20 protein-coding genes are annotated in these 25262 nt (G+C 64.8%); 14 read left to right on the forward strand and 6 right to left on the reverse strand.

The genetic code is table 11. The features are described from left to right. The first annotated feature begins 35 nt into the window (after window positions 1-35). Complete coding sequence (locus tag AC1DR6_RS02855; protein ID WP_476827655.1) at window positions 36-935, forward strand: LysR family transcriptional regulator; 900 nt, start codon at window positions 36-38, stop codon at window positions 933-935. Window positions 936-952: 17 nt separating this feature from the next. Here AC1DR6_RS02855 and AC1DR6_RS02860 read toward each other — a convergent pair whose 3' ends face one another. Next, window positions 953-2056 (reverse strand): Gfo/Idh/MocA family protein, encoded by a 1104-nt coding sequence (locus tag AC1DR6_RS02860; RefSeq protein WP_476827656.1) that lies wholly within the window; start codon window positions 2054-2056, stop codon window positions 953-955. 209 nt (window positions 2057-2265) lie between these two features. After that, a complete protein-coding gene (locus tag AC1DR6_RS02865; RefSeq protein ID WP_476827657.1) occupies window positions 2266-3174 on the reverse strand; it encodes a LysR substrate-binding domain-containing protein in 909 nt (302 codons plus the stop codon). Window positions 3175-3328: 154 nt separating this feature from the next. Here AC1DR6_RS02865 and leuC point away from each other — a divergent pair, with 154 nt between their 5' ends. The 13 genes from leuC to AC1DR6_RS02930 all read left to right on the forward strand — a co-directional run bounded on the left by leuC (window position 3329) and on the right by AC1DR6_RS02930 (window position 19323). Beyond that, window positions 3329-4735 carry a 3-isopropylmalate dehydratase large subunit gene (gene leuC / locus AC1DR6_RS02870; protein WP_476827658.1) on the forward strand — a complete coding sequence of 469 codons (1407 nt, stop codon included), beginning with the start codon at window positions 3329-3331 and terminating at the stop codon, window positions 4733-4735. Then, window positions 4735-5361: a 3-isopropylmalate dehydratase small subunit gene (leuD, locus tag AC1DR6_RS02875; RefSeq protein WP_476827659.1), complete on the forward strand. Its 627-nt coding sequence runs from the start codon at window positions 4735-4737 to the stop codon at window positions 5359-5361. Before leuC ends, leuD begins: the two co-directional genes overlap by 1 nt. Beyond that, the gene (locus tag AC1DR6_RS02880; protein WP_476827660.1) at window positions 5358-6257 is read left to right on the forward strand and encodes an isocitrate lyase/PEP mutase family protein; all 900 of its coding nucleotides are present in this window, start codon (window positions 5358-5360) and stop codon (window positions 6255-6257) included. The genes leuD and AC1DR6_RS02880 overlap by 4 nt, the downstream gene beginning before the upstream one ends. Window positions 6258-6262: 5 nt before the next feature. Continuing rightward, the gene (locus tag AC1DR6_RS02885; RefSeq protein WP_476827801.1) at window positions 6263-8041 is read left to right on the forward strand and encodes a thiamine pyrophosphate-binding protein; all 1779 of its coding nucleotides are present in this window, start codon (window positions 6263-6265) and stop codon (window positions 8039-8041) included. 15 nt (window positions 8042-8056) lie between these two features. Beyond that, on the forward strand, window positions 8057-9532 hold the full coding sequence (locus tag AC1DR6_RS02890) for an aldehyde dehydrogenase family protein (protein ID WP_476827661.1): 1476 nt from the start codon (window positions 8057-8059) through the stop codon (window positions 9530-9532). A gap of 71 nt (window positions 9533-9603) precedes the next feature. Continuing rightward, complete coding sequence (locus AC1DR6_RS02895) at window positions 9604-10602, forward strand: ABC transporter substrate-binding protein (RefSeq protein ID WP_476827662.1); 999 nt, start codon at window positions 9604-9606, stop codon at window positions 10600-10602. Window positions 10603-10604: 2 nt separating this feature from the next. Beyond that, window positions 10605-11411, forward strand: a complete 807-nt coding sequence (locus AC1DR6_RS02900) for an ABC transporter ATP-binding protein (protein WP_476827663.1) — start codon at window positions 10605-10607, stop codon at window positions 11409-11411. Then, complete coding sequence (locus AC1DR6_RS02905; protein ID WP_476827664.1) at window positions 11408-12160, forward strand: ABC transporter permease; 753 nt, start codon at window positions 11408-11410, stop codon at window positions 12158-12160. Before AC1DR6_RS02900 ends, AC1DR6_RS02905 begins: the two co-directional genes overlap by 4 nt. Then, complete coding sequence (locus tag AC1DR6_RS02910) at window positions 12157-12903, forward strand: ABC transporter permease (RefSeq protein ID WP_476827665.1); 747 nt, start codon at window positions 12157-12159, stop codon at window positions 12901-12903. Before AC1DR6_RS02905 ends, AC1DR6_RS02910 begins: the two co-directional genes overlap by 4 nt. A 968-nt stretch (window positions 12904-13871) precedes the next feature. After that, window positions 13872-16505 (forward strand): M48 family metallopeptidase, encoded by a 2634-nt coding sequence (locus AC1DR6_RS02915; protein WP_476827802.1) that lies wholly within the window; start codon window positions 13872-13874, stop codon window positions 16503-16505. Further along, the gene (locus AC1DR6_RS02920; RefSeq protein WP_476827666.1) at window positions 16502-16960 is read left to right on the forward strand and encodes a hypothetical protein; all 459 of its coding nucleotides are present in this window, start codon (window positions 16502-16504) and stop codon (window positions 16958-16960) included. Before AC1DR6_RS02915 ends, AC1DR6_RS02920 begins: the two co-directional genes overlap by 4 nt. A 214-nt stretch (window positions 16961-17174) precedes the next feature. Beyond that, the gene (locus tag AC1DR6_RS02925; protein ID WP_476827667.1) at window positions 17175-17720 is read left to right on the forward strand and encodes a lipocalin family protein; all 546 of its coding nucleotides are present in this window, start codon (window positions 17175-17177) and stop codon (window positions 17718-17720) included. A gap of 223 nt (window positions 17721-17943) precedes the next feature. Continuing rightward, window positions 17944-19323 carry an HD-GYP domain-containing protein gene (locus tag AC1DR6_RS02930; protein ID WP_476827803.1) on the forward strand — a complete coding sequence of 460 codons (1380 nt, stop codon included), beginning with the start codon at window positions 17944-17946 and terminating at the stop codon, window positions 19321-19323. Between the two features lie 17 nt (window positions 19324-19340). Here AC1DR6_RS02930 and AC1DR6_RS02935 read toward each other — a convergent pair whose 3' ends face one another. From AC1DR6_RS02935 to AC1DR6_RS02950, 4 genes are all read right to left on the reverse strand, one after another. Further along, complete coding sequence (locus AC1DR6_RS02935; protein WP_476827668.1) at window positions 19341-21065, reverse strand: DUF4166 domain-containing protein; 1725 nt, start codon at window positions 21063-21065, stop codon at window positions 19341-19343. Further along, window positions 21062-21475, reverse strand: coding sequence for a thiol-disulfide oxidoreductase DCC family protein (locus AC1DR6_RS02940; RefSeq protein ID WP_476827669.1), 414 nt, complete (start codon window positions 21473-21475; stop codon window positions 21062-21064). Before AC1DR6_RS02940 ends, AC1DR6_RS02935 begins: the two co-directional genes overlap by 4 nt. 79 nt (window positions 21476-21554) lie before the next feature. Continuing rightward, window positions 21555-23258: a mucoidy inhibitor MuiA family protein gene (locus AC1DR6_RS02945; RefSeq protein WP_476827670.1), complete on the reverse strand. Its 1704-nt coding sequence runs from the start codon at window positions 23256-23258 to the stop codon at window positions 21555-21557. Window positions 23259-23917: 659 nt separating this feature from the next. Continuing rightward, window positions 23918-25204, reverse strand: coding sequence for an NAD(P)/FAD-dependent oxidoreductase (locus AC1DR6_RS02950; RefSeq protein WP_476827671.1), 1287 nt, complete (start codon window positions 25202-25204; stop codon window positions 23918-23920). Between the last annotated feature and the right edge of the window lie 58 nt (window positions 25205-25262).

Below are 25262 nucleotides of genomic sequence, written 5' to 3' on the forward strand. Positions count from 1 at the left end.
ATTGTTTAGGGCCATTGCGATAAGTCTGGACTATCATGAACATCACCATCGCCCAGGTCAGAGCCTTCGAGCGGATCGCCCGCCTCGGCAGCTTTCACGCGGCCGCCAAGCATGTCGGCATCACGCAGCCGAGCATTTCGCAGCGCATCAAGGATCTCGAGGACATTCTCGGGGTCGAGCTGTTCACGCGGAACGGACCCCGCGTCGCGCTGACCGCCGACGGTCATGCGCTGCTCGAATATGCCGACCGGCTTCTGGAGACTGCGGACGATGTCGTGGTGCGCTTCAAGCGTCGCGACCCGCTGCTCGGCCTTCTTCGCATCGGCGTCAACGAAAGCTTCGGACTGATCTGCCTGACGGATCTGATGCGCCGGCTGGAGCGGCAATATCCGAAGCTGAAGACGTCCGTGATCGTTGGTGACACCAGCATGGTCAGCACGTTGCTGAACGACCACCAGCTCGATCTGGCGGTGATCTCGGAGCCGGGAGTGGCCAACCACGTCCATCAGGTGCCGATCGGCCGCAACGAGCTGGCCTGGGTCGCCAGCAGCAGCATGGATCTGCCCTCGGGCACGCTGACGCCGGCGCAGCTTGCCGCGCATCACCTCATCGTCAGCCCGCAGACGGCGCGGCTGCACACGACTATGACCAACTGGTTTGCCCAAGGCGGTGTGCAGCCGGACCGGGTCAGCACCTGCAACAGCCTGTCGGTAACGCTGCTCATGGTGCGCAGCGGCTTTGCTATCGGCCTCGTGCCGATCCGCGTGGTCGCCGACGAAATGGCGCAGGGGCGCATGGTCCGCATTCCGGTGTCGCCGGCTGTCGGCGCGCATCGCGTCTCGCTCTGCTACCAGATCGCCCAGTTCGGCCCCAACCTGCAGGCGATCGTCGACCTGACCAAAGAGCTGATCGCCCATCACCAACTGTTCAAATGATCGGAGATAGCGATTGGTCACCGATAGTTCTGGCGCGTCCCTGTCCGTGAGGAACGCTCGATCGCCTCGATCATCTGGTGCCGGACGAGGGCGTCGGCAAAGGTCGGAACGTTGCGGCTGCCGCGCGTGATGTCGCCGTGCATGGCCGCATAGGCATGGGCGAGCGTGTAGAACATGTCCGAGGGTCCGCAGCCTCCGATCATCCGGTAGCTTTCGGGAACCGGCAGCTCCTCGAGCCCCCCTGCTCCGTTGCTGCCACGGATGCGGTAGTCGCCATATTGCAACCGGCCTGAATCGCCGGTGATCACGAGATCGCCCTGGCTGCCATTGATTTCCCAGAAGAAATTCGCGGCCTGCGAGGTTCCCGAGCGGTAATGCACCGCTGCCACGGCGCCGTTCTCAAGCCTGCCAGTCAGTGCTATCTGATCGTCAATGGTCTTGACGAGCTCCTCACCCGTGTCCGTGCGCCGGACCACAGGATAGCGGGTCGCCAATGTCGAGGAAAGATCCTGGAATTCGCCCAGGCACCAGCAGAAACCGTCGATCGCGTGGCCGAACTGTACCGTCAGCATCGAGACGCCGACGCGGCGATCGAGGCCATGGATGAGCCGCGGCTCGATCGTCGCGCCCCAGGCCCCGGCCGAGGCAACAAAGGTCGTGGAGATGACCTCCCCGATCCGTCCGGACGCGACGAGATCGCGCAGATAGCGGATCACGGGCGAGGAACGCCCCTGCAGACCGACGAAGTTCCGCGTGCCCTGGAGCAGTGCGGCCTGCGTCATCCGCTCGGCCTCGGCGCGGCCATTTCCGAGAGGCCATTCGCAATAGACTATCTTACCGGCGGACAGCGCAGCCTCGACCAGCTCGAGGTGATATGGCACCCGGACCGCCACGACCACGACATCGACCTCGGGCCGGCTTATCAGCAGCATCGGGTTATCCGTGAAGAACGGCACGCCGAAATCCGTCGCGGCCTGCGCGGCGGATTCCGGCCGGGAGGTCGCAAGAGCGCGGATTTCATAACCGGGAACGCATTTGAGCGCGGGGATATGCGAGCGCGCGGCCCAGGAGCCCCCCGGGCTCAGGCCGACAATGCCCAGACCGACCATATTGCTGTTCATGAGTTTTCTCGCGGCGCGCGGACAACCGCGTGGCGAGGCGATGGATAACAGCTCCCTAGCAAGAGTTAAAATCGATTAAATCTTTTCAAATCAATAGATTTTGTCAATGGTCGACTGTGCCGCCAGAGTGCGCCCACAAACGGATCACGAGGCTTTTACGAGAGGCGGTTGTTAGACCGTAGGCGCGCGGCGCCGTCGAACTGGACCTCTCATGAATTGCGCTGGGCTTCATCTGCCAGCCAGCTGTGAAGCACCCGGATGCGTGGGAACTGTGCCCGCTCGCGCGGATACGTCAGAAAATACGCGGTGTCGGTTTCGATCACGAGATCATTGGCGATGACCAAGCGGCCGGACCGGAGATCCTCGGCAATGAAAGCCAACTGCGCGATGGCGAAGCCGAGGCCGTCGATCGCGCCCTGATAGGTCAGGCCAGAGTTCTCGAAGATCAGCAGGCGCTCCAGCTTTACGCCGGGCAGGCCTGCTGCAGCGAACCAACGCCCCCAGTCGTCAGGGCGGCGGAACGAGTGCAGCAGGGGCTGCTCCACCAGACGCGCGGCCGGAATCGACCCTTTGCCGTCACTGGCCTCGGCCAGCAGTCTGGGGCTGCAAACCGGCACAAGCCGTTCTCCGAACAGGCGCTCGCCCTCGAGGCCGCGCCGGATCGACTCGCCCCAGTAGATCGCCGCGTCGATCTGGTCTCGCTCGAAATCAACGGGTTCGTGTGACGTAGTGACCTGGACGGAATAGGTCGGATTGCGCGCGTGGAAGCTGCCGAGCCGTGGCACGAACCATCTGATGGCGCAGGTCGGCGGCAGCTTGATGCGCAGCACCTTGTCATTGGCACCGGCCGAGACCGTCTCGGCCGCATAGGCGATGCGCTCCAAGGCGGGTCCGATCTCGCGCAGGAAGAACTCGCCGGAACTCGTCAGCTCGACCTTGCGATGCAGCCGGTTGAACAGCTTGACGCCGAGACCCTCCTCCAGCGTGACAATATGTCGGCTGATTGCCCCGGGCGTGACATTGAGCTCCTCGCTCGCGGCAGTGAAGCTTAGATAGCGCGCCGCCGCGTCGAAAGCGCGGATCGCATTGAGCGGCGGCAGGCGCCTGGCGTGGCCCATGATTGAGTTTTCCTCAAGCTAGACGCAATTTAATCGTTTGTACCCGCCCTCCGGCAAGGCGAAGCTCCGATGCCGCCTGGAGACGGGCCCCGAACCACACAAGCGCATAAAGCGCGGGGCTTGGCGAGAGCGGCAGGAAACGGCTCGGACGGAAATGGCTCCAGCACGCACGCTTTTTGCGAAGATTTGGGACGCTCATCGCATTCGCGCTCTCGATGAGACGCGCGATCTGATCTTCGTCGACCGCCATATCCTTCAGGAGACCACGAGCGCTGCCGCCTTCGACGGGCTGGCCGCCGCGGGGCGCAAGGTCCGGCACCCCGAGCTGACCGTCGCCACTCAGGATCACATTGTTTCAACCAAGCCAGGGCGTGACGAAGGCACGAACCCCGGCGGCGCCGAATTGATGCGCCTGATGCGGGTCAATGCGACGACCAACCGGATCGCGCATTTCGGGCTGGAAGACCCGCGCCAGGGCATTGTGCATGTCATCGGCCCAGAACTAGGTCTCGTAATGCCCGGCACACTGGTCGCCTGCGGCGACAGCCATACCTCGACGGCCGGAGGGCTCGGAGCGCTCGGCATCGGCGTCGGCACGAGCGAGGTCGAGCACATCCTCGCCACCCAGACGCTTGCGCTGCCCCGCCCGAAAACGCTGCGCATGACTTTCGAGGGCAAGCCGGGCGTGGGCGTAACCGCCAAGGATCTCGTGCTTCATGCGCTCGGCCGCTTCGGGATCGCCGTCGGCGCGGGGCACGCGATCGAATATGCCGGTCCCGCCATCCGCGCGCTAACCGTGGAAGCGCGGCTGACCGTTTGCAATATGTCGATCGAGTTCGGCGGACGGCTTGGCCTCATCGCCCCGGACGACAAGGCGTTCGCCTATGTCGCCGGCAGGGCCTTCGCGCCGGCGGGCACGGAATGGGACGCCGCGCTCGCGGTCTGGCGGACGCTCTACAGCGATGATGGCGCCATGTTCGATCGAGAGCTCAACGTTGATGCCGCAAGCGCAGCACCGCAAGTCACCTGGGGCACGACGCAGGAGGACGTGGTCGGCATCGACGAATGCGTCCCCGATCCTCTGGGCATTGCCGATCCTGACCGGCGTCGCCGCGTCGAGGGCGCTCTGGCCTATATGGGGATCGCGCCCGGTCGACCGATTGAGGGACTGCCTATTGACGTCGCCTTCATCGGCAGCTGCACGAACGGCAGGTTGTCCGATCTCGAGGCCGCCGCCGCGGTCGTACGCGGAAAGTGCGTCGCGCCGCATGTCCGGGCGCTGGTCGTGCCCGGCTCATCGTCGGTGAAACGCGAGGCCGAGGCGAAGGGTCTCGACAGGGTCTTCTCCGAGGCCGGGTTCGAGTGGCGCAGCGCCGGCTGCTCGATGTGCGTCAGCATCAACGAGGATATCGTGCCGCCCGGCGCGCGCTCGATTGCGACGTCCAACCGGAATTTCGAGAACCGCCAAGGCGCGCGAGCCCGCACGCATCTCGCAAGTCCTGCGATGGCTGCCGCAGCCGCGATCGCCGGCGCCATCGCCGATGTCCGGAGGATGGGCTGATGGGCACCCCCTTCGCCAACTTCTCGGGCGTCGCTGCGCCCCTCCCCCTCGAGAACGTCAATACGGACGCGATCATTCCCGCCCCCTATCTGCGCACGACCACCGCCGATCTCGCGGCCGGGCTTTTCGCGCGCTGGCGCTATGACGAGGCGGGGGCCGAAAACCCTGACTTCGTGCTGAACCAGCCGGCATTCAGAACGGCTACCCTGATCTTCGCAGGGCCGAATTTCGGCTGCGGTAGCTCGCGCGAGGCTGCGGCCTGGGCTCTGGTGCGCTTTGGCATTCGCTGCGTCGTGGCGCCGAGCTTCGCCGACATCTTCTACGAGAACGCGTTCCGAAACGGATTGCTGCCGGCCATCGTCGCGCAGGACGATCTTACGGTGGCACTCGAACTGGCCGGTGCGCCAGGCGGGGCGAGCTTTGCCGTCGATCTGCCGGCCAGCACGATCATCGGGCCTGGCGGATACGTCATGGACTTCCGTATCCCGCACTTCAGGCGCGAGGCGCTGCTGTGCGGCGACGACGAGATCGAGACGACCTTGCGTCTCGATGCCGAGATCGCCCGCTTCACGGCCGCAGACCGCATCGCGCGCCCGTGGATTCACGCGATCGGAGCCTCGTTATGACTCGCATGGCCTTTCGGCGGGCGCTCGAGGCGGAAACCCCGCTGGTGCTTCCCCTGGCGCATGACGCGCTGTCGGCGCGGCTGATCCAGCAGGCGGGTTTTCGCGCCTTCACCGTCGGTGGTTCGGCGCTGCTGGCTGCCCGCCATGCCCTCCCCGATATCGGGCTGATCGGCCTGCGCGACATGGTCGAGGGGCTTCGCGATCTGGCTGCGGCCAGCGACCTACCGTTCCTGGCAGATGCCGATGACGGCTATGGCGATGTCAAATCGGTCGCGAGGCTCGTCAAGGCCTATGAGGAGATCGGTGTCGGCGGCTTACTGATCGAGGACCAGGACCGGGACCGCAAGCAGCAGCGTGCAGACCACGGCGGTGCCGTCGTCGATCGCGAGGTGGTCGAGGCGAAGCTCGCGACCGCGCTGTCGGTGCGCTCCGATCCCGAGACCTTCGTCATCGGCCGGACCGACGCCTATGGAGCGCTCGGCCTCGATGAGGCGCTGCTACGCGCCGAGCGCTTCCTCAAACTCGGCTGCGACGGCATTTTCATCGCCGGCCTGAACAAACCCGAAGATTTCGACCGCGTCGGCCGGACGCTGAAGGGCGCTATGCTGTCGGCCGCCATGTTCGAAAGCGGCGGCACGCCCTGGTTCACCCCCGCCGACCTCGCGGCCATGGGTTTCCGTATGATCTCCTATCCGGCGAGCCTGATCTTCCGGGTCACGCGGACGATCGCGGACACCCTGTCCGCGCTTCGATCGACGAGCCTCGGCCAAGGTGTCTTCGAGCCGATGGCCGCGCCGGAAGAGGCCAGGAAAATCCTCGATGAAGCGGTCGATCTGCTGCGCTGGCGCGGGATCGAAGCCGCCGCGAAACACCCAACCTCCAAGGACAACGCGTGAACCAAATGAAGCCGGTCAAGCCGATCACCGACAACAGCAAGCAGTTCGGCAGCGATCCGATCGCGATGCTCCTGCGCGAGCTTGGCTATCCCTACATCGCCCTGACGCCCGGTGCGAGCTTCCGCGGCCTGCACGACAGCCTGGTCAATCTCCTCGGCAACACCCGACCCGAACTGCTGCTCTGCATCCATGAGGAGTGTGCCGTGGCGCTGGCCCATGGCTGGACGCGGGTGACCGGAAAGCCGCTGCCCGTGGCGCTGCATTCCAATGTCGGGCTGATGCACGCGACCATGTCGATCTTCAACGCCTGGTGCGACCGCATCCCGATGGTGCTGATCGGCGCGCAGGGTCCGCTCGACGCGATGTCGCGCCGCCCCTGGGTGGACTGGATCCACACTTCGACTGATCTCGGCGCGCTCATTCGCGGCTACACGAAATGGGACAACCAGCCGGGCTCCGTGCCGGCGGCGCTCGAAGCCATCGTCCGTGCCAACCAGATCGCCACGACCGCGCCCGCCGGGCCGACCTATGTCTGTCTCGACGCCGCGCTGCAGGAGGAACTGCTCGACGCGCCGGTGGAGCTTCCTCTATTGGCGCGCTACGCAACGCCCGCTTCGGCCGACCCGTCGGAGGTCGCGCTGCGGCAGGCGGTGTCCCTGCTTGCCGGTGCCAAACGCCCGCTCCTGATGATCGGCCGGGTCTCGGCGACGCGCGCCTGCTGGGACCAGCGCGTCGCGCTCGCCGAAAAGCTCGGCACCCATGTCCTGACCGACATCAAGACGGCGGCGAGCTTTCCGACCGACCATCCGCTCCAGCCGTTTCCGCCGACCCTGTATGTGACACCCGAGGCCGGCGGGCTGATCCGCGATGCCGACGTGATCCTCTGCCTCGACTGGATCGATCCTGCCGGCACGATGCGGCAGGCCTGCCAGGGCGCGATGCCCGGCGCCAAGATCATCCAGTGTTCGCTCGACCAATACAGCCACAATGGCTGGAGCATGGACTATCAGGCGCTGCCGCCTGCCGACGTCAACATGCTCGCATCGCCCGACCGCCTGGTCGAATGCCTGCTGCGCGAACTCGGCTCGGCACCGTCGAAGGCCCCTGTCCCGGTCGTCGCCGCGCCGTCCGATCCCGGCCCGGACATGATCGAGGGACGCATCTCGGTCGAAGCGATGGCACGCACCGTCACCGACACGCTGGCGCAGGAAAACCCCTCCTATATCCGGCTTCCGCTTGGCTGGCCCGGCTCCTGCTGCCGCTTCAAGGATCCGCTCGATTATGTCGGCTTCGACGGCGGCGGCGGCATCGGCTCGGGGCCGGGCATGGCGGTTGGTGCCGCGCTGGCGCTGCGCGACATGAACAGCGACCGCCTGCCGGTCGCGGTACTCGGCGACGGCGACTACCTGATGGGCCTGACGGCGCTCTGGACCGCGGTCCACTACCGCGTGCCGCTGCTGGTCCTGGTCGCCAACAACAAATCCTTCTTCAACGACGAGCTGCACCAAGAGCGGATGGCGCGGATGCGCGGCCGCCCGGTCGAGAATCGCTCGATCGGCCTGCGCATGGATGATCCTCCGCTCGACCTGGCGAAACTCGCTGAGGGGCAAGGTGCGGTGGGCCATGGCCCGGCGGCGACGCCCGACGCGCTTGCCGCGATGATCCGTCAGGCAGTCGCGGATGTCCGCGCCGGCAAGGTGGCCGTGATCGACGTCTCGGTCGCTCCCGAATACGCCCGGGCGACATCGAACGCCATGCTTCGCCAGTCCAGCCCCGGTTCCTGAGAAGCAGCGACGATCATGGCCATTTCGACAGACAAGACACTTCCTGCAAACCGCGGCCTCTTCTATGGCGGCGCCTGGCATGAGCCCGTCGCTGGCGGCCGGTTCGAAGTCTGGGACCCTTCGACGGGCGAGTCGCTCGGCCATGCCGCAGAGGGCGGCGCGGCCGATGCCGACCTCGCCGTGCAGGCAGCGCGGGCGGCCTTTCCGGGCTGGCGCGATACGCCGACCAAGGAACGCGCCCGCATCGTCCGCGAGGCTGCGGCGATCCTGCGCGCCAATGCCGACGAACTCGCCACGCTCGATGCGCTGGACGGCGGCAATCCCTGGCAGGCGATGTATCACGACGTCGACATCAGCGCCGAGTACATGGAGTACTTCGCTGGCCTGGTCGTCGAAATGAAGGGCGTGACGATCCCGCTCAAGCCGGGCGTACTCAACTACACGATGCGCGAGCCCCTCGGTGTCGTGGCCCGGATCGGAGCGTTCAACCACCCGCTGCTGTTCGTCGCTGGCAAATGCGGCGCGCCGCTGGCCGCCGGCAACACCATCATCATAAAGCCTGCCGACCAGACGCCACTCTCGGCGCTTCGCGTTGCCGAGCTCTGGCAGGACGTGTTCCCGCCCGGTGTGTTCAACATCGTCACCGGCGGCCGCGATGCAGGTGCGGCGCTTGCCTCCCATCCCGGCATCGCCAAGATCGGTTTCATCGGTTCGGTCGCCGGGGGGCGCGCGGTGATGCAGGCGGCAAGCGCGACGCTGAAGCAGCTCACGCTGGAGCTCGGCGGCAAGAACGCGCTGATCGCCTGCCCCGATACCGCCCCGGAGGTGATCGGGCGCGCCGTCGTGCGCGGAATGAACTTTCGCTATGTCACCGGCCAGTCCTGCAATTCGACGAGCCGCATCTTCCTGCACGAGGACATCTACGACGCCTGCCTGCCTCACATCGTCGAGGAGGTCTCGAAGATCAGGATTGGCCTGCCGATGGATCGCGCAACCGAAATGGGCTGCCTCTCCAGCAAGCCGCAGTTCGACAAGACGATGAGCTATATCGAACTCGGCAAGCAGGAAGGCGCGCGGCTGCTATACGGCGGCAAGCGCGTCGCCCACCCCTCGCTGGCCAAGGGCTACTTCGTCGAGCCGACTGTCTTTGCAGACGTGACGGACGACATGCGGATCGCGCGCGAGGAGATCTTTGGCCCGGTCGTCTCGCTGCTGAAATGGAGTGATGAGGCCGACATGATCAGGCGCGTCAACCAGCTCGATCTCGGGCTGACGGCTTCGATCTGGACGCGCGATCTCGATCGGGCGCATCGTCTCGCCGGACAGGTGCAGTCCGGCTACGTCTGGGTAAACGACGCCGCCACTCACTACGTCGGCGTTCCGTTCGGCGGCTACAAGCAGTCGGGCATGGGGAGGGAGGAGTCGATCGACGAACTTCTGGCCTGCACGCAGATCAAGAACGTCAATGTGACGTTCCGGCACGAGCCCTGACTTCGAGGGGCAATACGACGACCATAAAACAAAAAGCCGCCAACAAGGGCGGCACTTCAGGGAGACGAGACATGAGGCTTCACCGTCTATCGAGATCGTTTTCGGCCCTGGCCGCCATCGCATTGGCGGTCGCGCTGTCGGCCAATGCATCGGCCCAGCAGATCGCAGTCGGCAATTTCGGCGTGTCGGCGAACGGGATGCCTTTCGCCGTCGCCATGGATAAGGGCTTCTTCAAGGACGAGGGCATCACCGTCACCGGCATCATCACCTCGGCCGGCGGCGGCACCTCGCTGCGCAACATGCTCGCCGGTGGCGTGCCCTATGGCGAGGTCAACCCCGGCGTCGTCGCCGCCGCGATCCAGCAGGGTGCGGACCTCCGCATCATCTCCGACAACGTGCTGACCGTCGCCGAGTTCGTCTGGGCGGTGCGACTGGATTCGCCGATCAAGTCCCTCGCCGACATCAAGGGCAAGAAGATCGGCTATACCAATCCGCGCTCGACCAGCCAGGCGCTGGCCCAGATGGTCGCCCAAAGGGCGGGACTGCAGCCCACGGATGTCGAATATGTGCGCACCGGCGGCTTCGGCGAAGGTTACGCGGCGCTCGGCTCCGGCATGATCGACATCGCGCCGATCCCAGAGCCGCTCTGGGCGCAGTACAAGGACAAACTCCGGGCGATCGCGACCGCCAGCGATATCCTGCCGCCGCTGTCCAACGTCGTGGGCGTCACCACGGCCAACATGGCAGCTGAGAAGGGTGACTTCATTAAGGCAGTCATCCGCGCTCGCCGCAAGGCGGTAGCGTTCATGGTCGAGAAGCCCGACGAGGCCGGCGACATTGTCGCCAAGCATTACAACCTGACTCCAGACGTCGCTCGATCGGCGGTCCACAACCTTGTAGGGTCGCGCACCGAAGGTATCGAGTACTGGGGCACCGGCCAGTTCAACATGTCAGGTCTGCAGCGGATGCTCGACCTGCAGCGCTCGCTGGGCGCGCTGTCGAAGGACGTCGACGCAAAAGACATCGTCGACATGCAGTTCCTCCCGGAAGATATCCGCAAGCCGCGATGAAAATGGAAAACAACATCGCGGTGCATGTCAGCCTGCGCGGCGTGACGAGGGTCTTTCGTCGCCCTGGCGCCGAGGAAGTCCATGCTCTCGGGCCCATAGATCTCGACCTGCGGCGCGGCGAGTTCTTCGCCATCGTCGGCCCGTCGGGATGCGGCAAGTCCACACTGCTTGAAGTGCTCGCCGGCCTTGCGCCGGTGACCGAGGGCAGCATCGAATTCGAGGGCGCCTCCATCAGCGGCCGGATCGCGGACGGCGTTGGCGTCGTCTTCCAGGAGGATGCGAGCTTCCCCTGGCTTAACGTGTACGACAACATCGCCTTCGGCTTGAAGCGCACGGGCACGCCGGCCGCAGAAATCGAGACCCGCGTCAGGCGCGCGCTCGACATGATGGGTCTGGCGCGGTTCGCCGACAGCTACCCGGCGCAGCTTTCCGGAGGCATGCGGCAGCGCGTCTGCATCGCCAGGACGCTCGTGCTTCAGCCGCGCCTCATCCTGCTCGACGAACCCTTCGGCGCCCTGGACCAGCAAACGCGGCTGCTGATGGGCGAGGAACTGCTGCGGCTGTGGCGCGAGACCGGCGCGACGATCTTCCTGATCACGCACGCGCTCGACGAGGCTGCGATGCTGGCCGACCGCATCGGCGTGATGTCGGCCCGTCCCGGCCGACTGCTCGAGACAGTCGAGACCGGCTGGCCGGCCGACCGAGACAGCCGGATCGTCGAGACGCCCGAGTTCGGACACGTCACCGCCCGGCTCTGGCAGTGGCTGCGGGCTGAATCGATGAAGTCGCTCGGATCGGGGGCAAGATGAAACCGGTCGTCATCCTGCGGTTGGGCGTCATCCTCGCACTGATCGCGCTGGCCGAACTGCTTTGCCGCACCGGCGTGATTGACAACTTCACCATGCCGCCGCCCAGCCGCATCGCGAGCGATCTGGGCGCCATCCTCGTGAGCGGAAAATTCAACGGCGCTATCATGCGCACACTGTCCAATGCGGCGATCGCTTTCGCCTTGGCCGTATCGGTCGGCATCACCGTGGCCGTAGCCATCCAAGCCATGCGGCCTTTACGCGAGGCACTCGATCCGCTCTTTGCGACCTATTACGCGATCCCCGTGCTCGCGTTCTATCCCTTGCTGATCCTAGTCTTCGGGCTTGGCGACGTCCCCAAGATCCTAATCGCCTTCATGCTTGGCGTCATCGCCGTGATTGTGAACACGCTCAACGGCCTGGACAAGGTGCCCGGTGTTCTGCTGAAGACGGCGCAGATTTCCGGTCTTCGGCGCTTCGAGACCGCGGTGCGGATCACATTGCCCTCGGCTGCCCCTTTCGTGCTGACCGGCGTCAAGTTCGCCGTCGCCTATGCGCTGATCGGGATCATCGGCTCAGAGTTCATCATGTCGACCGACGGCATGGGGTTCGAGATTGCCTTCGCCTACAGCAATTTCGACAATGCAACGATGTACCCGCTTATTGTCCTGGTCGTTCTCGTGTCCATCACCGTCAACATGGCCCTGGGTGCCTGGGAGCGGCGAATCCTGATTCGGAGAGGCCTGCGATGACCGGCGATACCAACAAGCTGCGTGGCGCGATCTTGCTGGTCGCCACACTCCTCGTCGCGTGGCAGCTCGCCTACTGGATCGTTGGCGATCTGGCTTTGCGGCCCCCGCTCGCCACGTTCAAGTTTGCCGGCGAACTGCTCACGCGCCCGACCTTCTGGCCGCATTTTCTGGAGACCGCCCAGGCCTTCGGCGTGGCTTTGGCGATTGCCGTCGCGTCAGGCCTGTTCATAGGATTCCTGCTCGGGATGAGCAAGGTTGCCGGCGAGATACTGGAGCCGATGCTCGTCGCGCTCTATTCAATTCCGAAGGTCACGCTCTATCCGATCCTGCTTCTCGCCTTCGGACTCGGCATGCCGGCGAAGGTCGCCTTCGGCGCCTTGCACGGATTAATCCCGATCGCGCTTTTCACGATCAATGCAGTGCGCAACGTCCGCCCTATCCTCGTTAAGACGGGACGGGTAATGAAGTTCGGCCGCTTCGATATGATCAGCAGGATCGTCTTTCCAGCGGCGCTGCCAGAGATCTTCACAGGTCTGCGGATCGGCTTCTCACTGACCATGATCGGCACGGTACTGGGGGAGATGTTCGCCTCACAACGCGGGCTCGGCTACATGCTGATGAACGCCATCGGCCTGCACAACGTCGACGTCATCATGGCGATCACGCTGCTCCTCGTCGCTTTTGCGGCCGTGGTCAGCAGCATACTGCTGATGGTCGATAGGCGTCTCCACAAGCGCTTCTAGCGCTCACGTCGCCAAGGGCATAACAACAGCTGACATAGGCGAAATGCCGCTGGGTGAGCCTGACAAGTGGCCGAATGGTCGAGCGGAATGCCACGCGGGGACGATGCGCCAACAGCTGACATTGATGCTCTGCCATGAAGCGGACGCTCAGGACTCAAACTCGGCCTAGCAGGATCGCTGTCCTCATCCCTTCCTTGAGCGGCAGATCTCTTTGGCGTCAGGCTGTAGCGCCTTGGCCGCAACTCTTCGCACTGCCTGGGTAAGCCGGTCGAGCAGTGGTACCGTCAGGCTGGAACGCTGCGAAAGATGCGTGTTGGCGATTCCATGGCGTGCCACGCGAGAAGTCGGTGATGGGAAGCCCTGCTCGCCAGTTGCACGACGCTGCAAGCACCAGGCTACCAACCGGCGCCAAGCCCTTCGTCCCAGTAGATAGAATGTTCACCTTGCTGGACGTGGAGTTCGAGCCCATGACGTCCGGATATCCGTCGCCAGAATCCTTAAGCCCGGGTCGGCGGTAGACATTCGCGGCCATCAGGCGCTGACGGTCTTTTGACGGGCTCCGATGGAAGGCCAAGGCTGGTTACTACCAAGTTCGACCGGCTGTTCGAGGCGTGCGACCCTGCAATTAAAAGCTGCGCCCGAGCAACCTGCCGTTTCCCGGCCGGCCGGCCGACTTCGATTATCATCCACATCCACGGACGTTTCGACGAGGATTATACCGGCATGCCCCCCCGTGGGTACGTAGGAGCAGCCTCGCGCCACGTGCCTGATGGGACATCGCCGGGAAGCAACGGCCGCCGCGGCCCGAAAGCCGAACTCCATGGGACCGGCTTGAGGGGAAACCGGTCGACCCTCCCCGGCCGACGGGATAGACAGTCCGCCGCTGCCCAGAGGTCTACGTCCTGATGCCACCGACCCCACACGCCGTGTCGCGCTCGCGCGACCTTCTGCGCCTCATCGCTGCCACTGTGCTTCTACCGATTTCGATCTTGTTGCTTGGCCTCTGGGAGGGACCGCGCGGTATCGACGACTGGCGTGCGTTTGTCGCGGAACAGCAACGTCTCAACGAGGTCGTCGTCGCGTTCGAAGGCCGTGCGCCGCAAAATGGGCGGACAGATTTCACAATGCAGTTTCGGCATGGGGGTCAAAACTATGCCGGTCCTTTGGCGCTGCAGAAGGCGCGTGACGCCCGGGACGAGGCCGCAACCCTCGCCACCATCATGGACTGGCGTCGCATCTTACCGACAGTCGCGGTCATCGGCGGTGGACTTGCAGCTGCACTGTCGCTGTTCATATTGCTGGCCGGTGCGCTACTGGGGCGGCTGGGTCTGTTCTCGCGTACCGCGCTGGTCGTCGGCTTCTCTTTGGTGCGCCGACTGCTGCCGGCGGCGCTCGCGATTCAGATCCTGGCCGCGACGGCCGGCTTCGTCGCCGTCGTCGTTTTTGAGGCTGCGATTTTAATCCAGGGTGGGTTCAGCGGCGATACGCTGAAGCTCGCGGGTATCGCGATCGTGGCCGTCGGGGCGGTCGTCCTCGCCGCTGGCGGAACGCTGCTTGCGCTGTATCGCGCACGTGGCGCCTTCGAGCCCGATCCTTTGACAATCCTGGGACGGAGGGTCACGCGAACAGAAGCGCCGGGGCTTTGGCGTCTGATCGAAGGCCTTGGCGGCCGGCTCGGGGCTCTCGGGCCAGATGCCGTGATTGTCGGCCTGACCCAGGGTTTCTTCGTGACAGCTGGCCCTGTGGTGCTCCAGCCAAGCGGCTCGCAGCTGACAGGCCGGACTCTCTATCTACCGCTGCCTCATCTGGCCTTGCTGCGTGGCGACGAAACTGCGGCGATCATCGGCCATGAGCTCGCACATTACGCCGGCGGCGATACTGACTATACTCAGCGCTTTCTACCGATCTATGCGGGCGTCGAGCGCTCTCTCGACGCCGTGGCCGCAGGGCATGCCGGGGGGCTCGGCTTGCTTGGACCGTCGTTGCGGCTGGGCATCTTCGTCATGGAACGCTTCCATCTCGCAGTCCGGCACTGGAGCCGGGTCCGCGAGTTCGCTGCGGACGCGGTCGGCGCTGACGTAACCTCCGCGCAGGCATCGGCGCGGGCGCTGCTGCGCAGCGGCGCAATCGAGCCTCGCATCGCCGAGGTTCTCGACGCCGCTGCTATGGCGCCGGCGTCAGCATCGCCCAACCTCGTTGCGGCCGTGCTGGACAACGCCGTTGCACGAGGGCTCGACGACCCTCAAGCGCATGGCGAGAACCGACAGCCGCACCCGACCGACACACATCCTCCGACCAGCGAGCGCGTCACCGCCCTTGGACTGGTGATAGACCCCGATCTCCTTGCCGCAGCCGGACTGACGCCGCCGGCTCATGCGATCGACCAACTTGCGGGTTATTTCGCCGATCCGAATGCCTTGTGCCGCGCGGCGACGGACGATTTTGTCGGTGCAGTTCGCGCGCATGAAGCGGCGATCCGTGCCCATCTCGAAGCGACCGTGGCGGAAGTCGGCATGCAGGAGCGCGTGTTGCGCGCGAACTATCGCGCCCGCGGGACCGTACTGGCGATCGGCGCTGCTCTCTTTGCCCTGCTGGCGCTTGCCAGCCTTCCGTTCGGCATCCCTGGAATTTCGCCCCATGAAGCGCGCGTCGTTCTTGGGACACTCCTTATCTTGAGTGCATTCATGGGTGCCCCCGCTGCATTCATGCTGCTACGGCAGGAACCGGTCGTCCTGATCTTGAGCCCACAAGGGCTCAAGGCGCCGGGGCTGGATCGGACGATCCCCTGGGCGGACATAACCGATGTCGACATGACGACGACCTATGGCGGGATGATCGTGCGCCTGCTGTTATCATCCGCGGCTGCGTGGCCGGTGCGGATGAAGCGCGCGCGAGGCGCCGCTCTCGATTCCGCAGACCGCATCGTCACATTGACGGTGCTCGTGCCGCGCGGGTTGAAGCCGATGAGCTTTGCCGACCTGATCGGGAGCTACCGGGCTGCGGCGCAAGCGCGGCAGACCCTGCTCGAAACTGAGATCGACCGCTCGTTCCAACCCCTCGTTGGGCCCGCCGAACCCGCCAGGACGTCACCTGCGGACATGCCTCTACCGCGCATGGCCGAGCCCCTTCATCTGCCGCAGCCGATGCAGCACTGGCTCGCCAGCTTTTGGATCCTGTTCGGCGTTGTGACGCTTGGAGGCATGCTCGCCGCCTGCTTGGTCTACACAGCGCCGGTGGTGGTCTCGGACTGGCAAATCCGAGACACCGCGCAGCCGGTGGCTGCCGCCAGGATGACCGATGGCAATTGCAGCACCAAGATCGTCATTCACATCTGCGACGTGACTCTGAACCTGCACACGCCACAAGGGACGGTGACGCGCCGAGTGAACTACGTCTTCTCCGGCCTGCATGTCGGCGACTATAGTACGGGGGTCAGGGCCGACCCGGCACGGCTCGACCTCATCAGCACCGATCTCGGCCTCAACAGGCTGTGGAATCGGACAATCACCTTGCTAGTCATTGCAGCTGCTCTGGCGGCCAGCATCATCGGGGCGCTGACGTCGGTGGTCCGCAGCCGCCGAAGCTCGGCCTCGACAACGTGAGGCGCCTGCGCGTCAGCCTGCTCATCGTCCTCGCCGGGCTGCCCGCCCTTGTCATGCTGTGCCTGCTCCTGGCTCCCGAAGGACGCCTTGCCTGCGACGAGCCCTGGATGAATGAGATCAGCCCCGACCAAAGCTGGACGCTGACGATCTGCCGCCGTCCTCCGTTTTTCGCCATGCCTGGCTCAAGCAGCGACGCGCCGGGGTGGATCGTTCTGCGCAATCGGGATGGGGCGATCCACGGGGTCGTCTCGCTCGGAATGATGCAGTTGGTCGCGGACTTCGCGGCGACCAGCAGCCTGCGTTGGACGCCGGAGCAGGTCGCCATTCCAGGCCTCGTTGAAATTTCGATCGGTCCCGCTCGTGGGCCGGTTTCGCGCTGGCTGGTGGACCGGATCTGGCGCCTGCGCGCGGTCGCTGGCCTCGTTGCCTCCGACCAGATGTCAGCGCAGTGGTAGCGCCGCTGGCCCGGTGTTCAGATTGAGAACGATACTGGGCGCTTGGGAGCCTGAAGCCTTGCCCGCCGTCAATTTCGCCTTGATGTAAAACCGGATGCTGGCACGCGGTTACAACCGTCCCAAAAGAGCTGGCACGCCCGCACCGGTGGCGCAGCCGGCCCGGAGCTCAGCATACTCGCCAGCGTTGAGAGGCGAGCTCTTGTGAGGATCGTCAATGAATAAGCCCCCGTTGATCGCGCTGGCTATGCTCTTCGGACTGGCCTTGTCCGCTTGCAACCCGCTGGAGAAGCAACCGGTCGGAAACACAAGCGTCCCACAGCCGACCAAGCCGGTGGAAATCGGCCGCTACTTGGGCAAGTGGTATGAGCAGGGCCGTTATGAGGCGAGCTTCCAGAAGAACTGCGAGGGCGTTACCGCCGATTACGCCGCTCAGCCCGATGGTTCCGTGGCTGTGGTCAACTCATGCCGGCGAGGCGCCTTAGCAGGGCCGCTCAAGACGGCAGAGGCTTCGGCGCGGATCGTGGATGGGTCGAACGGAGCGAAACTGAAGGTGACTTTCGTCTGGCCCTTACAAGGCGACTACTGGGTCCTCGACCACGCCAACGATTATTCTTGGTCGATCGTCGGCGAGCCTTCGGGCCAGTATCTCTGGATCCTGACGAGAGCCCCGAAAGTCAGCTCCCGTCAATACGAAGCTCTAGTCAGCCGCGCCAGTGCGTTGGGCTACGACACCCGGATGCTGCGAAGGACGCAGCAATAGTCGGTTTTTGGCCGCGTAGCTCGGGGGCCGGAGACTCAGCGCCAGAAGCGAAAGTGGCTGATTGGCCCGATAGCAGACGTTGGATCGGACCGGGCTATACCCACGTGGCATAATGTTGTCGTCTTGGGATCCGTACGCCGGCCCGATGAAAGCGACTGCTCAACACTTTCATAAACCTCTAGAAGTAGTTTTGCTCGTCGAGGCAGCGGGCTGGATGATGACGATGCGGATCTTGTCAGGTGATGAAGGAAGCGCTGGGGCAGTTCAGCTCTCGGAAGTTCTCGGAGCCTTGAGCCACGCGCTCGATCTGACAGAAGGCCAGCCTGTCGGGCACTGCATTCGCGCGACATGGGTTGGCTTTCATATCGGCCGTAAAATGCACCTGCCCGACTCGCAGCTTTGGGAACTTTACCACACGGTGATGCTCAAGGACCTCGGTTGCTCGAGCAATGCCGCGCGTATTTGCGAACTCTATCTGTCAGACGATCTCAGCTTCAAGCGGGACTTCAAGACTGTCAGTGACAGCCTGCCAAAGGTGCTCGGCTTCGTCTTCTCTCACACTGGCCTCAAAGCGGGGCTGGCCGAACGCTTTCGTGCGGTGCTCAACGTTCTCCAAAATGGCGGTACGATCGTCGACGACCTCATTCAGACCCGCTGTCAGCGCGGTGCCGAAATCGCTCGCCAGCTGCGCTTTCCCGCCAACGTTTGCAATGCAATCTATGCATTGGACGAGCACTGGAACGGCGGCGGGCGGCCAGACCGGGTCACAGGTCCCGCGATCCCGCTTTACGCACGGGTGGCCCTGCTTGCGCAGGTTGTGGATGTGTTTCACAGCGCAGCCGGCTCGGCGGCCGCGATCGCTGAGGTGCGGTCGCGCTCGGGTACATGGTTCGATCCTCAGGTTGTGGCCGCTTTTGAGGCGGCCGCAGCCGAACCTGGCTTCTGGGACATGCTGGCCTCCGAAGATATCGAGTTGGCTGTCTTCAAGCTTGCGCCACCTAGCTCAATAAATGTGGACGAGGATTATCTCGACGACATCGCCCGCGCGTTTGCTCAAATCATTGATGCCAAAAGTCCGTTCACCTCTGGTCACTCCGAGCGAGTTGCGGTCTATGCCGACATGATCGCAGCCGAGCTCGGATATTCCTCGGAGCGCCGTCGCTGGCTCAAGCGAGCCGCGCTCTTGCACGATGTCGGCAAGCTAGGAGTCTCCAACGCCATCCTTGATAAGAACGGTAAGCTGGATGATGCGGAGTGGCGGTCAATGCGCAACCACGCGTGCTTGTCAGAGACGATCCTGACCCGCGTGCCTGTCTTCCATGAGATGGCCATCATCGGCGGCAGTCATCACGAGCGTCTCGACGGCAAGGGCTATCCGCGGGGCTTGAAGGGCGATGCGATCGCGCTGGAGACCCGTATCGTCTCCGTGGCCGATGTGTTTGATGCGCTGACCGCCAACCGGCCCTATCGCGCGGCGATGCCGCTGGACAAGGCGCTCGGCATCATGCGCGCGGACGTGGACGCGGCTTTCGATCCGACTTGCTTCGCGGCACTCGAGCGGGCGCTGGTCGCGATCGACAGCGATCTCGCTCGCGCAGCTTGAAGCGCGCCCAACAATCCTTAGCCGCTCATAGCGGACCGTCGCCCCCCACTTGGCGCCGCGCATCCTCTCTGTGCGCCGCCCGGCATGAGCCAGCCGGCGTAGCGCACCAGCAGACCGAAAACGGGGAGTGTCAGCCGTACATCGAAGCGGAAGCGGCCCTCGGCATCGACCGCTTCGACCGCAACGGTGCGCGGCAGCAGCAGCCGGGGAAGCGGAAGGCCACAGAAACGGGCTGCGACAACCGGCAGTTCGAGACGCCCCTGCCGTACCTCGAGGCCTAGGCGGAATGTCATGCGGCCGAAGCGCTCTTCGAGCTGCCCTTCGGCATCCAGATGGAGATGCGAAGAAAAGCGTTTTCCACCGAATTTGCGCGTCCAGATTTCTGCCTCGCCGGCCTCTGAAGCCACCCTCTCGACGCTGACCATCACCGGTACGTCCTCGCCGGCCTCCGGCAGCCCGATCAGCCGTCGGATAAGCCACGCCGCTGGGCTGCGTCCGTTCTCGACGAGCGCGCGGCCCTGCCAGACCGGATAGCCATTCGCCACGTGGAAGGCCTGCAGCGGTTCGGGGAGGGTAGTGAAAACCGCTTTGCCCAATGCCTGCTCGAACACAGCCGTGCAATGCGCGGCGGTTTCGCGTTGGGTCGAGATCGCATAGGGCGCCATTTCAGCCTCGATGCACGCCAGCGGCATCGTGCCCGCAGCCGAACGGGCGCCCGGCTCCAGCAGGTGCTCCTGGACAGCCCGGACTGCCGCAGCGGCGGCAAGTGTCGGCACCTGCGGCCCATGGTCCTTCTCGGCGAGCAACGACCAGCGTGCGTGGTGGAGCTTGCCTGTCCCGTCGAGCCCGGTGACCTCGACCAGCATGCCGCCGCGATCCGAGGTGGTAATCCGCGTCAGCCGGCGCGCGGCGAGCAAAAGCGGGATCAGCCCGTCGAAGCGGACGATGAGCCCGGCCCGGCGCAGCCGCGCCAGCGCGATCAATCCCCATTGCTCGATCCTGGATTCCAGGCCTGCATAGAAGGCGATGCGGGAAGCCACAGGGAGTGCCGGCCCGAGCCCTTGCGCGTCGACCGTCTCCACCGCGGCCACGCGCTGTGTTCGAAGGCGCGGCATCGCTAGCACGCGGCTATCGATCCAGCCGATCGTTTCCTGCAACTCGCCCTCGCGCCAGACCGGGACGGGCAAACCGGCATAGGTCAGGATCGCAGCGATCACCGCCACGCCGACTTCACTGCGCCCGCCGGGCGTGATCGCGATGTCGATGCTGTCGATTCGCCGCCAACCCTTTGTCAGCTCGGCCACGACGGCGGCGGAGAGGGCAGGAGTCGAACTTGCCCCAGCCAGCGCCACAAGTCCGTGCGAGCGCGCGAGTTCATCGAGTGCAGCGCCATAGCCAAGGATATAGTCGCGCGCATCGGCGAGATCGACAACGTGCGCGCCGGCTTCCAGCGCCGCGCGCGGCACACCGTACCCCGCGCCTTGGAACGGCCCGGAAGCGTCGATGACAAGCCAAGGGGCGATCTCCGCCAACTGGCCCGCGAGGCCGTGTCGGTGATCGAGGCCGATGCCGAAGATGCGCGTCCCCCGCGCAGGCCGGAGGCTCCCCGCCAAGGCCTGCGCTTTCTCGGCATCGCGGGATGTGAGGATCAGGTCGAGATCGTCAAAGGTTGCGAGATGGCGCGCCAGCCGCCTGCCAAAAACGCCGGTTCCGCCGATCAACAGGACGCGGTGGCCGGTCATTCCATCTCCGGCAGGCTGAAACGATGGCGGTGCGCCGGGCCCGGCGTCTCGCAGGCGGTCTTCCGGCCGAAGATTTGGTAGCGATTGCGTGCGACACGATCGTAGAGCCAGTCGCGTATCAGTTTCGGCAGGATCCACCCGACCAGAATCAACCGGGCAGAGCCATTCAGGCGTCCGACCAGCCGAAGCACGCCATCGGATTTCGCGAACGCCCGACCACCCACGATGAAGAGGAAGCTTTGCGGATCGTCAGGATCGATGCCATGGCGCTCGGCCAGTTCACGCCCCTCACGCGACTGGATCGAGACGAAGCGCATCGCATGGTCGCGCTCATGCTTCAGTGCAAAGCGTACGGCTCGCGAGCAGAGCACGCAGACGCCGTCGTATAGCCAGATCGGCCCGTCGCTCATGGGTGTTGGTCCCGGGGGCGGCACGGGTTGCTTCATCTTCCGCAACGGGCGCTTTGGGGCCGGCACCGCATGCTCGGCCTCACTTCGCCGCCTGCGGCTGTGGCTGCTCCTCGTAGGATAGCTCGCGGTCGCCTGGCCATTTGATGCGATAGGCGAGCTTGATCTCCTTCTCGGCGCCTCCAGCGAGATCGAAGGTCCAGGAGGAGACACCGCGACGGTCGCCAGTCTGCTTTTCGGTCGCCGGCGTGGTCTGGGCGGCGATCGTCTCGACCGTGATCGCGCTGCTTTCAGAGTAGGGAAGGCGCTCCAGCACTGTGACCTTGACCGGACGGGTGTGCAGGCTCTTCACGACAGTCCGGAACTCGCGCTGGTCGGTGCGGGTCTGGCCGAACCAGGTCGGATCGTTCTCGCGGCGCTTCACCGGCGCGAAGGAGACCTTGATCCGGTCGTCGGCGCCGAAGCCGAGCTCGACCTTGTCGCCGGGCGCGACGAGATTGAACTGGCCCATGCCGACATAAGTGCCATCGCGATGGAGGGCGACGCGGCCGGCGAGCAGCGGCGCCTCTTCCTCGTGGGTGAAGCCGGCTTCGAGATAGGCCTTCTGCTCGATCTCCGGCACGGTGCGGGCGGCAAGCGTCGCCTCCGCCTTGCGCTGGCTCAGCGTCACGGTTTTGGAGCTGCCGTCCTGCGGGATCGTAGCGCGGCCGGGCACCTGGAAATTTGCCTGATAGGCGCCGGCTTCGATCGTCGCGAGCGTGACCTCGGCCGCTACGACAGGTTTGGGGGCGCGATCCTCCAATGCGAGGGGCGCGCCGAAGCGTGGCGCAGTCGGCGCCGGCGCCGCCTTCTCGGCTTCTACCTTACGCGCCAGCGCCAAAGCGCGTGCGCGCGCCTCGGCGACGATCTGAGGCTCGAAGAAGCTGACCTGCATCGGGGTTAGGTCCGGCGCGCGGGTGCCGCCGGTCGAGCGCGTGGTCGACAAGGTCAGCGCCACGTCTTCCCAGGCTTCGCCGGAGCGCTGGCGGATCTCGGCGCGCCGAGTGAGGGCGATTTCCGGCTTGTCACCGGTCGTGGTCAGGCGCGCCTCGTAGGTTGGAGTCCAGTTCGCGCCGGTGACGCGATAGGTGATGGCGAACTCTGCCGCGACCGGCTGCGGCACCTCGACGGCGATGGCGATGTCGCGCTTGGGCGCACCGGGCCGGCCTGCCTGCGGACGGGCGCGCTCCAATGAAGCGATCTCGGCCTCGACATCGGCAAGACGGTTGCGGGTACCGCGCAACTCGTCCTGGACCTTGATCAGCGCGGTGCCGATCGCCTCGAACACCGCCGGCCAATCGCCTACGGGCAGGGCCTTGCCGTCAGGGCCAAGCTTGTCGGGACCGACCTGCGCGAAGCGCTCGATCGTGGCGCGCTTCGATTCGATCGCTCCGATCTGGCCGGAGAGCCTCTCCTTCTCGTCGCGCAGCGCCTTGAGCTTCTCTTCCAGCGCCGCGTCGAGCACGGGCTTGGCGTCGCCGGGCGTGATGCGCACATCGACCGCGCCGACCGAGAAGGTGCCGTCGCCGTTACCTTCCACGCGAATCGAGGCGGGGTCGATCGTCGCCGGCAGGCCGCGCAGCACGATCTGCGAGGCGCCCTGCAGCAGATTGGCCTTTCCGAGCCGCGTCACCACCGCGCCGTCCGGAAAGACCGTGACACGGTCGATCCGGCTCGACAATTCGGTTTCGGCGGCGCTGGCAAGGCCGGGCGTCAGAAAAAGGGCGGCGGCAATATGGCGTCGCATCGGATTCATCCCCTCCAGATCGCAGTCACGTCCCGCGATAGACACTGCCGAATTCGGCGTGTCCAAGGCGGAATTGGTCCGGAATGCGTATAAGCGGGGCAAGCGCAGGAAGCGTCCCGCATTCGCATGAGATGTTCAATGGCTCCGACAACGGTATCTATCAGTTGCGTCGATGCGACGAGGACGCGATTTTCCCGGACGACGACGCAGCCTGGCGCACGATGTCAAAATGGTAGCTGAAGGAAGCGCCCCCCACCGTCCGCCTCCGACTATATCTGGGCCCACAGCACAATCGGGTGGGTGTCCTTCGCCAGCGGGGCGGGCAGCTCACCACCACGGACGTCGAGAATTATCCTAGATTTGCCTCAGCGGTTCACGGCGAGGCTACGAAGATAGCGAGCCGGAATGCGAACTCTCCAGGCGTCGGGATGGCCAACTTCCGTTGCTAGCCCGCCAACCGTTGAAACTCGCCCGGAAACAGACGTTCCAAACGTCGGCAATGGGCCAAAATCGCCAGCCGTTCGCCCGGGCAAGATCCGCCGATTGCGGACTTAGGGCTGTAGTCAACACCCAAAACTTCCTAGAGCAGGCACTTACCGGCACCGTTCGCTGAAGCCGTGATTGCGAACTTCGGCTTTGCGACCAAAGGGCTCCCCATCCTAAGAGATCGGCGCCATCGGCAAATGCGCGATCTGGGCGCCGAATTCGTAATATGCTTCCCTTACGGCGCGGAACGCTGGCGGGGCGATCTTCGAGACGGGCAAAGGCATGCCGTCAAGATCGACTTCGCCAAGCACAAGCCGCGCGAGTTCGCGCCCGAACACGGTGCCCGGCGCGATGCCCCGCCCGTTATAGCCGCTAAAGCCGACCGCGTTCGGTCCGAAAGAGTGCAGCCTCGGAAGATGATCGGGCGTCATGCCGATCTTGCCGTACCATTCCGTCTCTAGTTCGAACTCACCGAGTTGTGGAAACAGCTTGCGGATGTGACGCTTGGCCCAGGCAGCATGAATCTTGAGTCCTGTCCCGCGCAAGGCCCCAACGCTGCCCACGATCAAGCGGCCCTCTGCGTCCAGCCTGAATCCACTCAAGACCGTCTTGGTGTCCCAGCCCGCACCGCCATTCGGCAGGATGGTGTTGCGAACATTGTGGCTGAGCGGGGCAGTCGAGACGTGGAAATATGGCAGATGCACCTGCTCCTCTCGGATCGCCGAGGTCGGGCCAGCCGAATAGGCGTCCGTCGCCATGACCAGCCAGCCTGCACGCACACTGCCACCGGCCGTCCTGACCAGCCAGCCATCGTTGCTGCGGTCGAGAGACGTCACGGCGCTCGCAGTATGGATCGTCGCCCCTTCGCTGATGGCGGCACTCGCCAGCCCCCTCGCATAGGCGAGCGGCTGTATCGTGCCGGCGCGCGGATCGCACAGCGAGCCGGCATAACCTGTCGCTCCGGTCCTGGATTGCGTTTCGGCCATGCTCAGCAGCTCGACCTTGACGCCAAGGCGGCTCCACTGCATCTGACGTTCGCGAAGCTGTTTCAGCCCGCCAACGCCGACGGCGCAATGATAAGTGCCGCGATGGTCGGCCTGGCAGTTTATTCCATAGTGTTGTGTCAGCGCGAACACCTCGCGCGGCGCTTCGCCGAGCAGACCGATCAGGCGGTTTCCATAGATCGGGCCGAGCGTGGCGATCAGGTCGTCCGGCATGACCCAAAGCCCCGCATTGACGAAGCCGGAATTGCGGCCGGACGCGCCAAAGCCGATTTCGGCGGCTTCGAGTATCACGACCTTGCGCCCGCCCTTCGCCAGATGGAGTGCAGCGGACAGTCCGGTATAGCCGGCCCCTATAATGACGACATCGGCCGAGACGTGGCATTGCAGCGGCCTCGTCTTCGGTGGCGGCGGTGCGGAAAGCTCCCACAATCCGTGCGACCGCTTGTCATCCAGCATGAATCGGCTCCGCTCTCATGTCGATGGATGCGACCGGACTTGGGCCACAGCGTCCAAC

It is taken from the genome of Allobosea sp. P5_A5 (genome assembly GCF_056400625.1).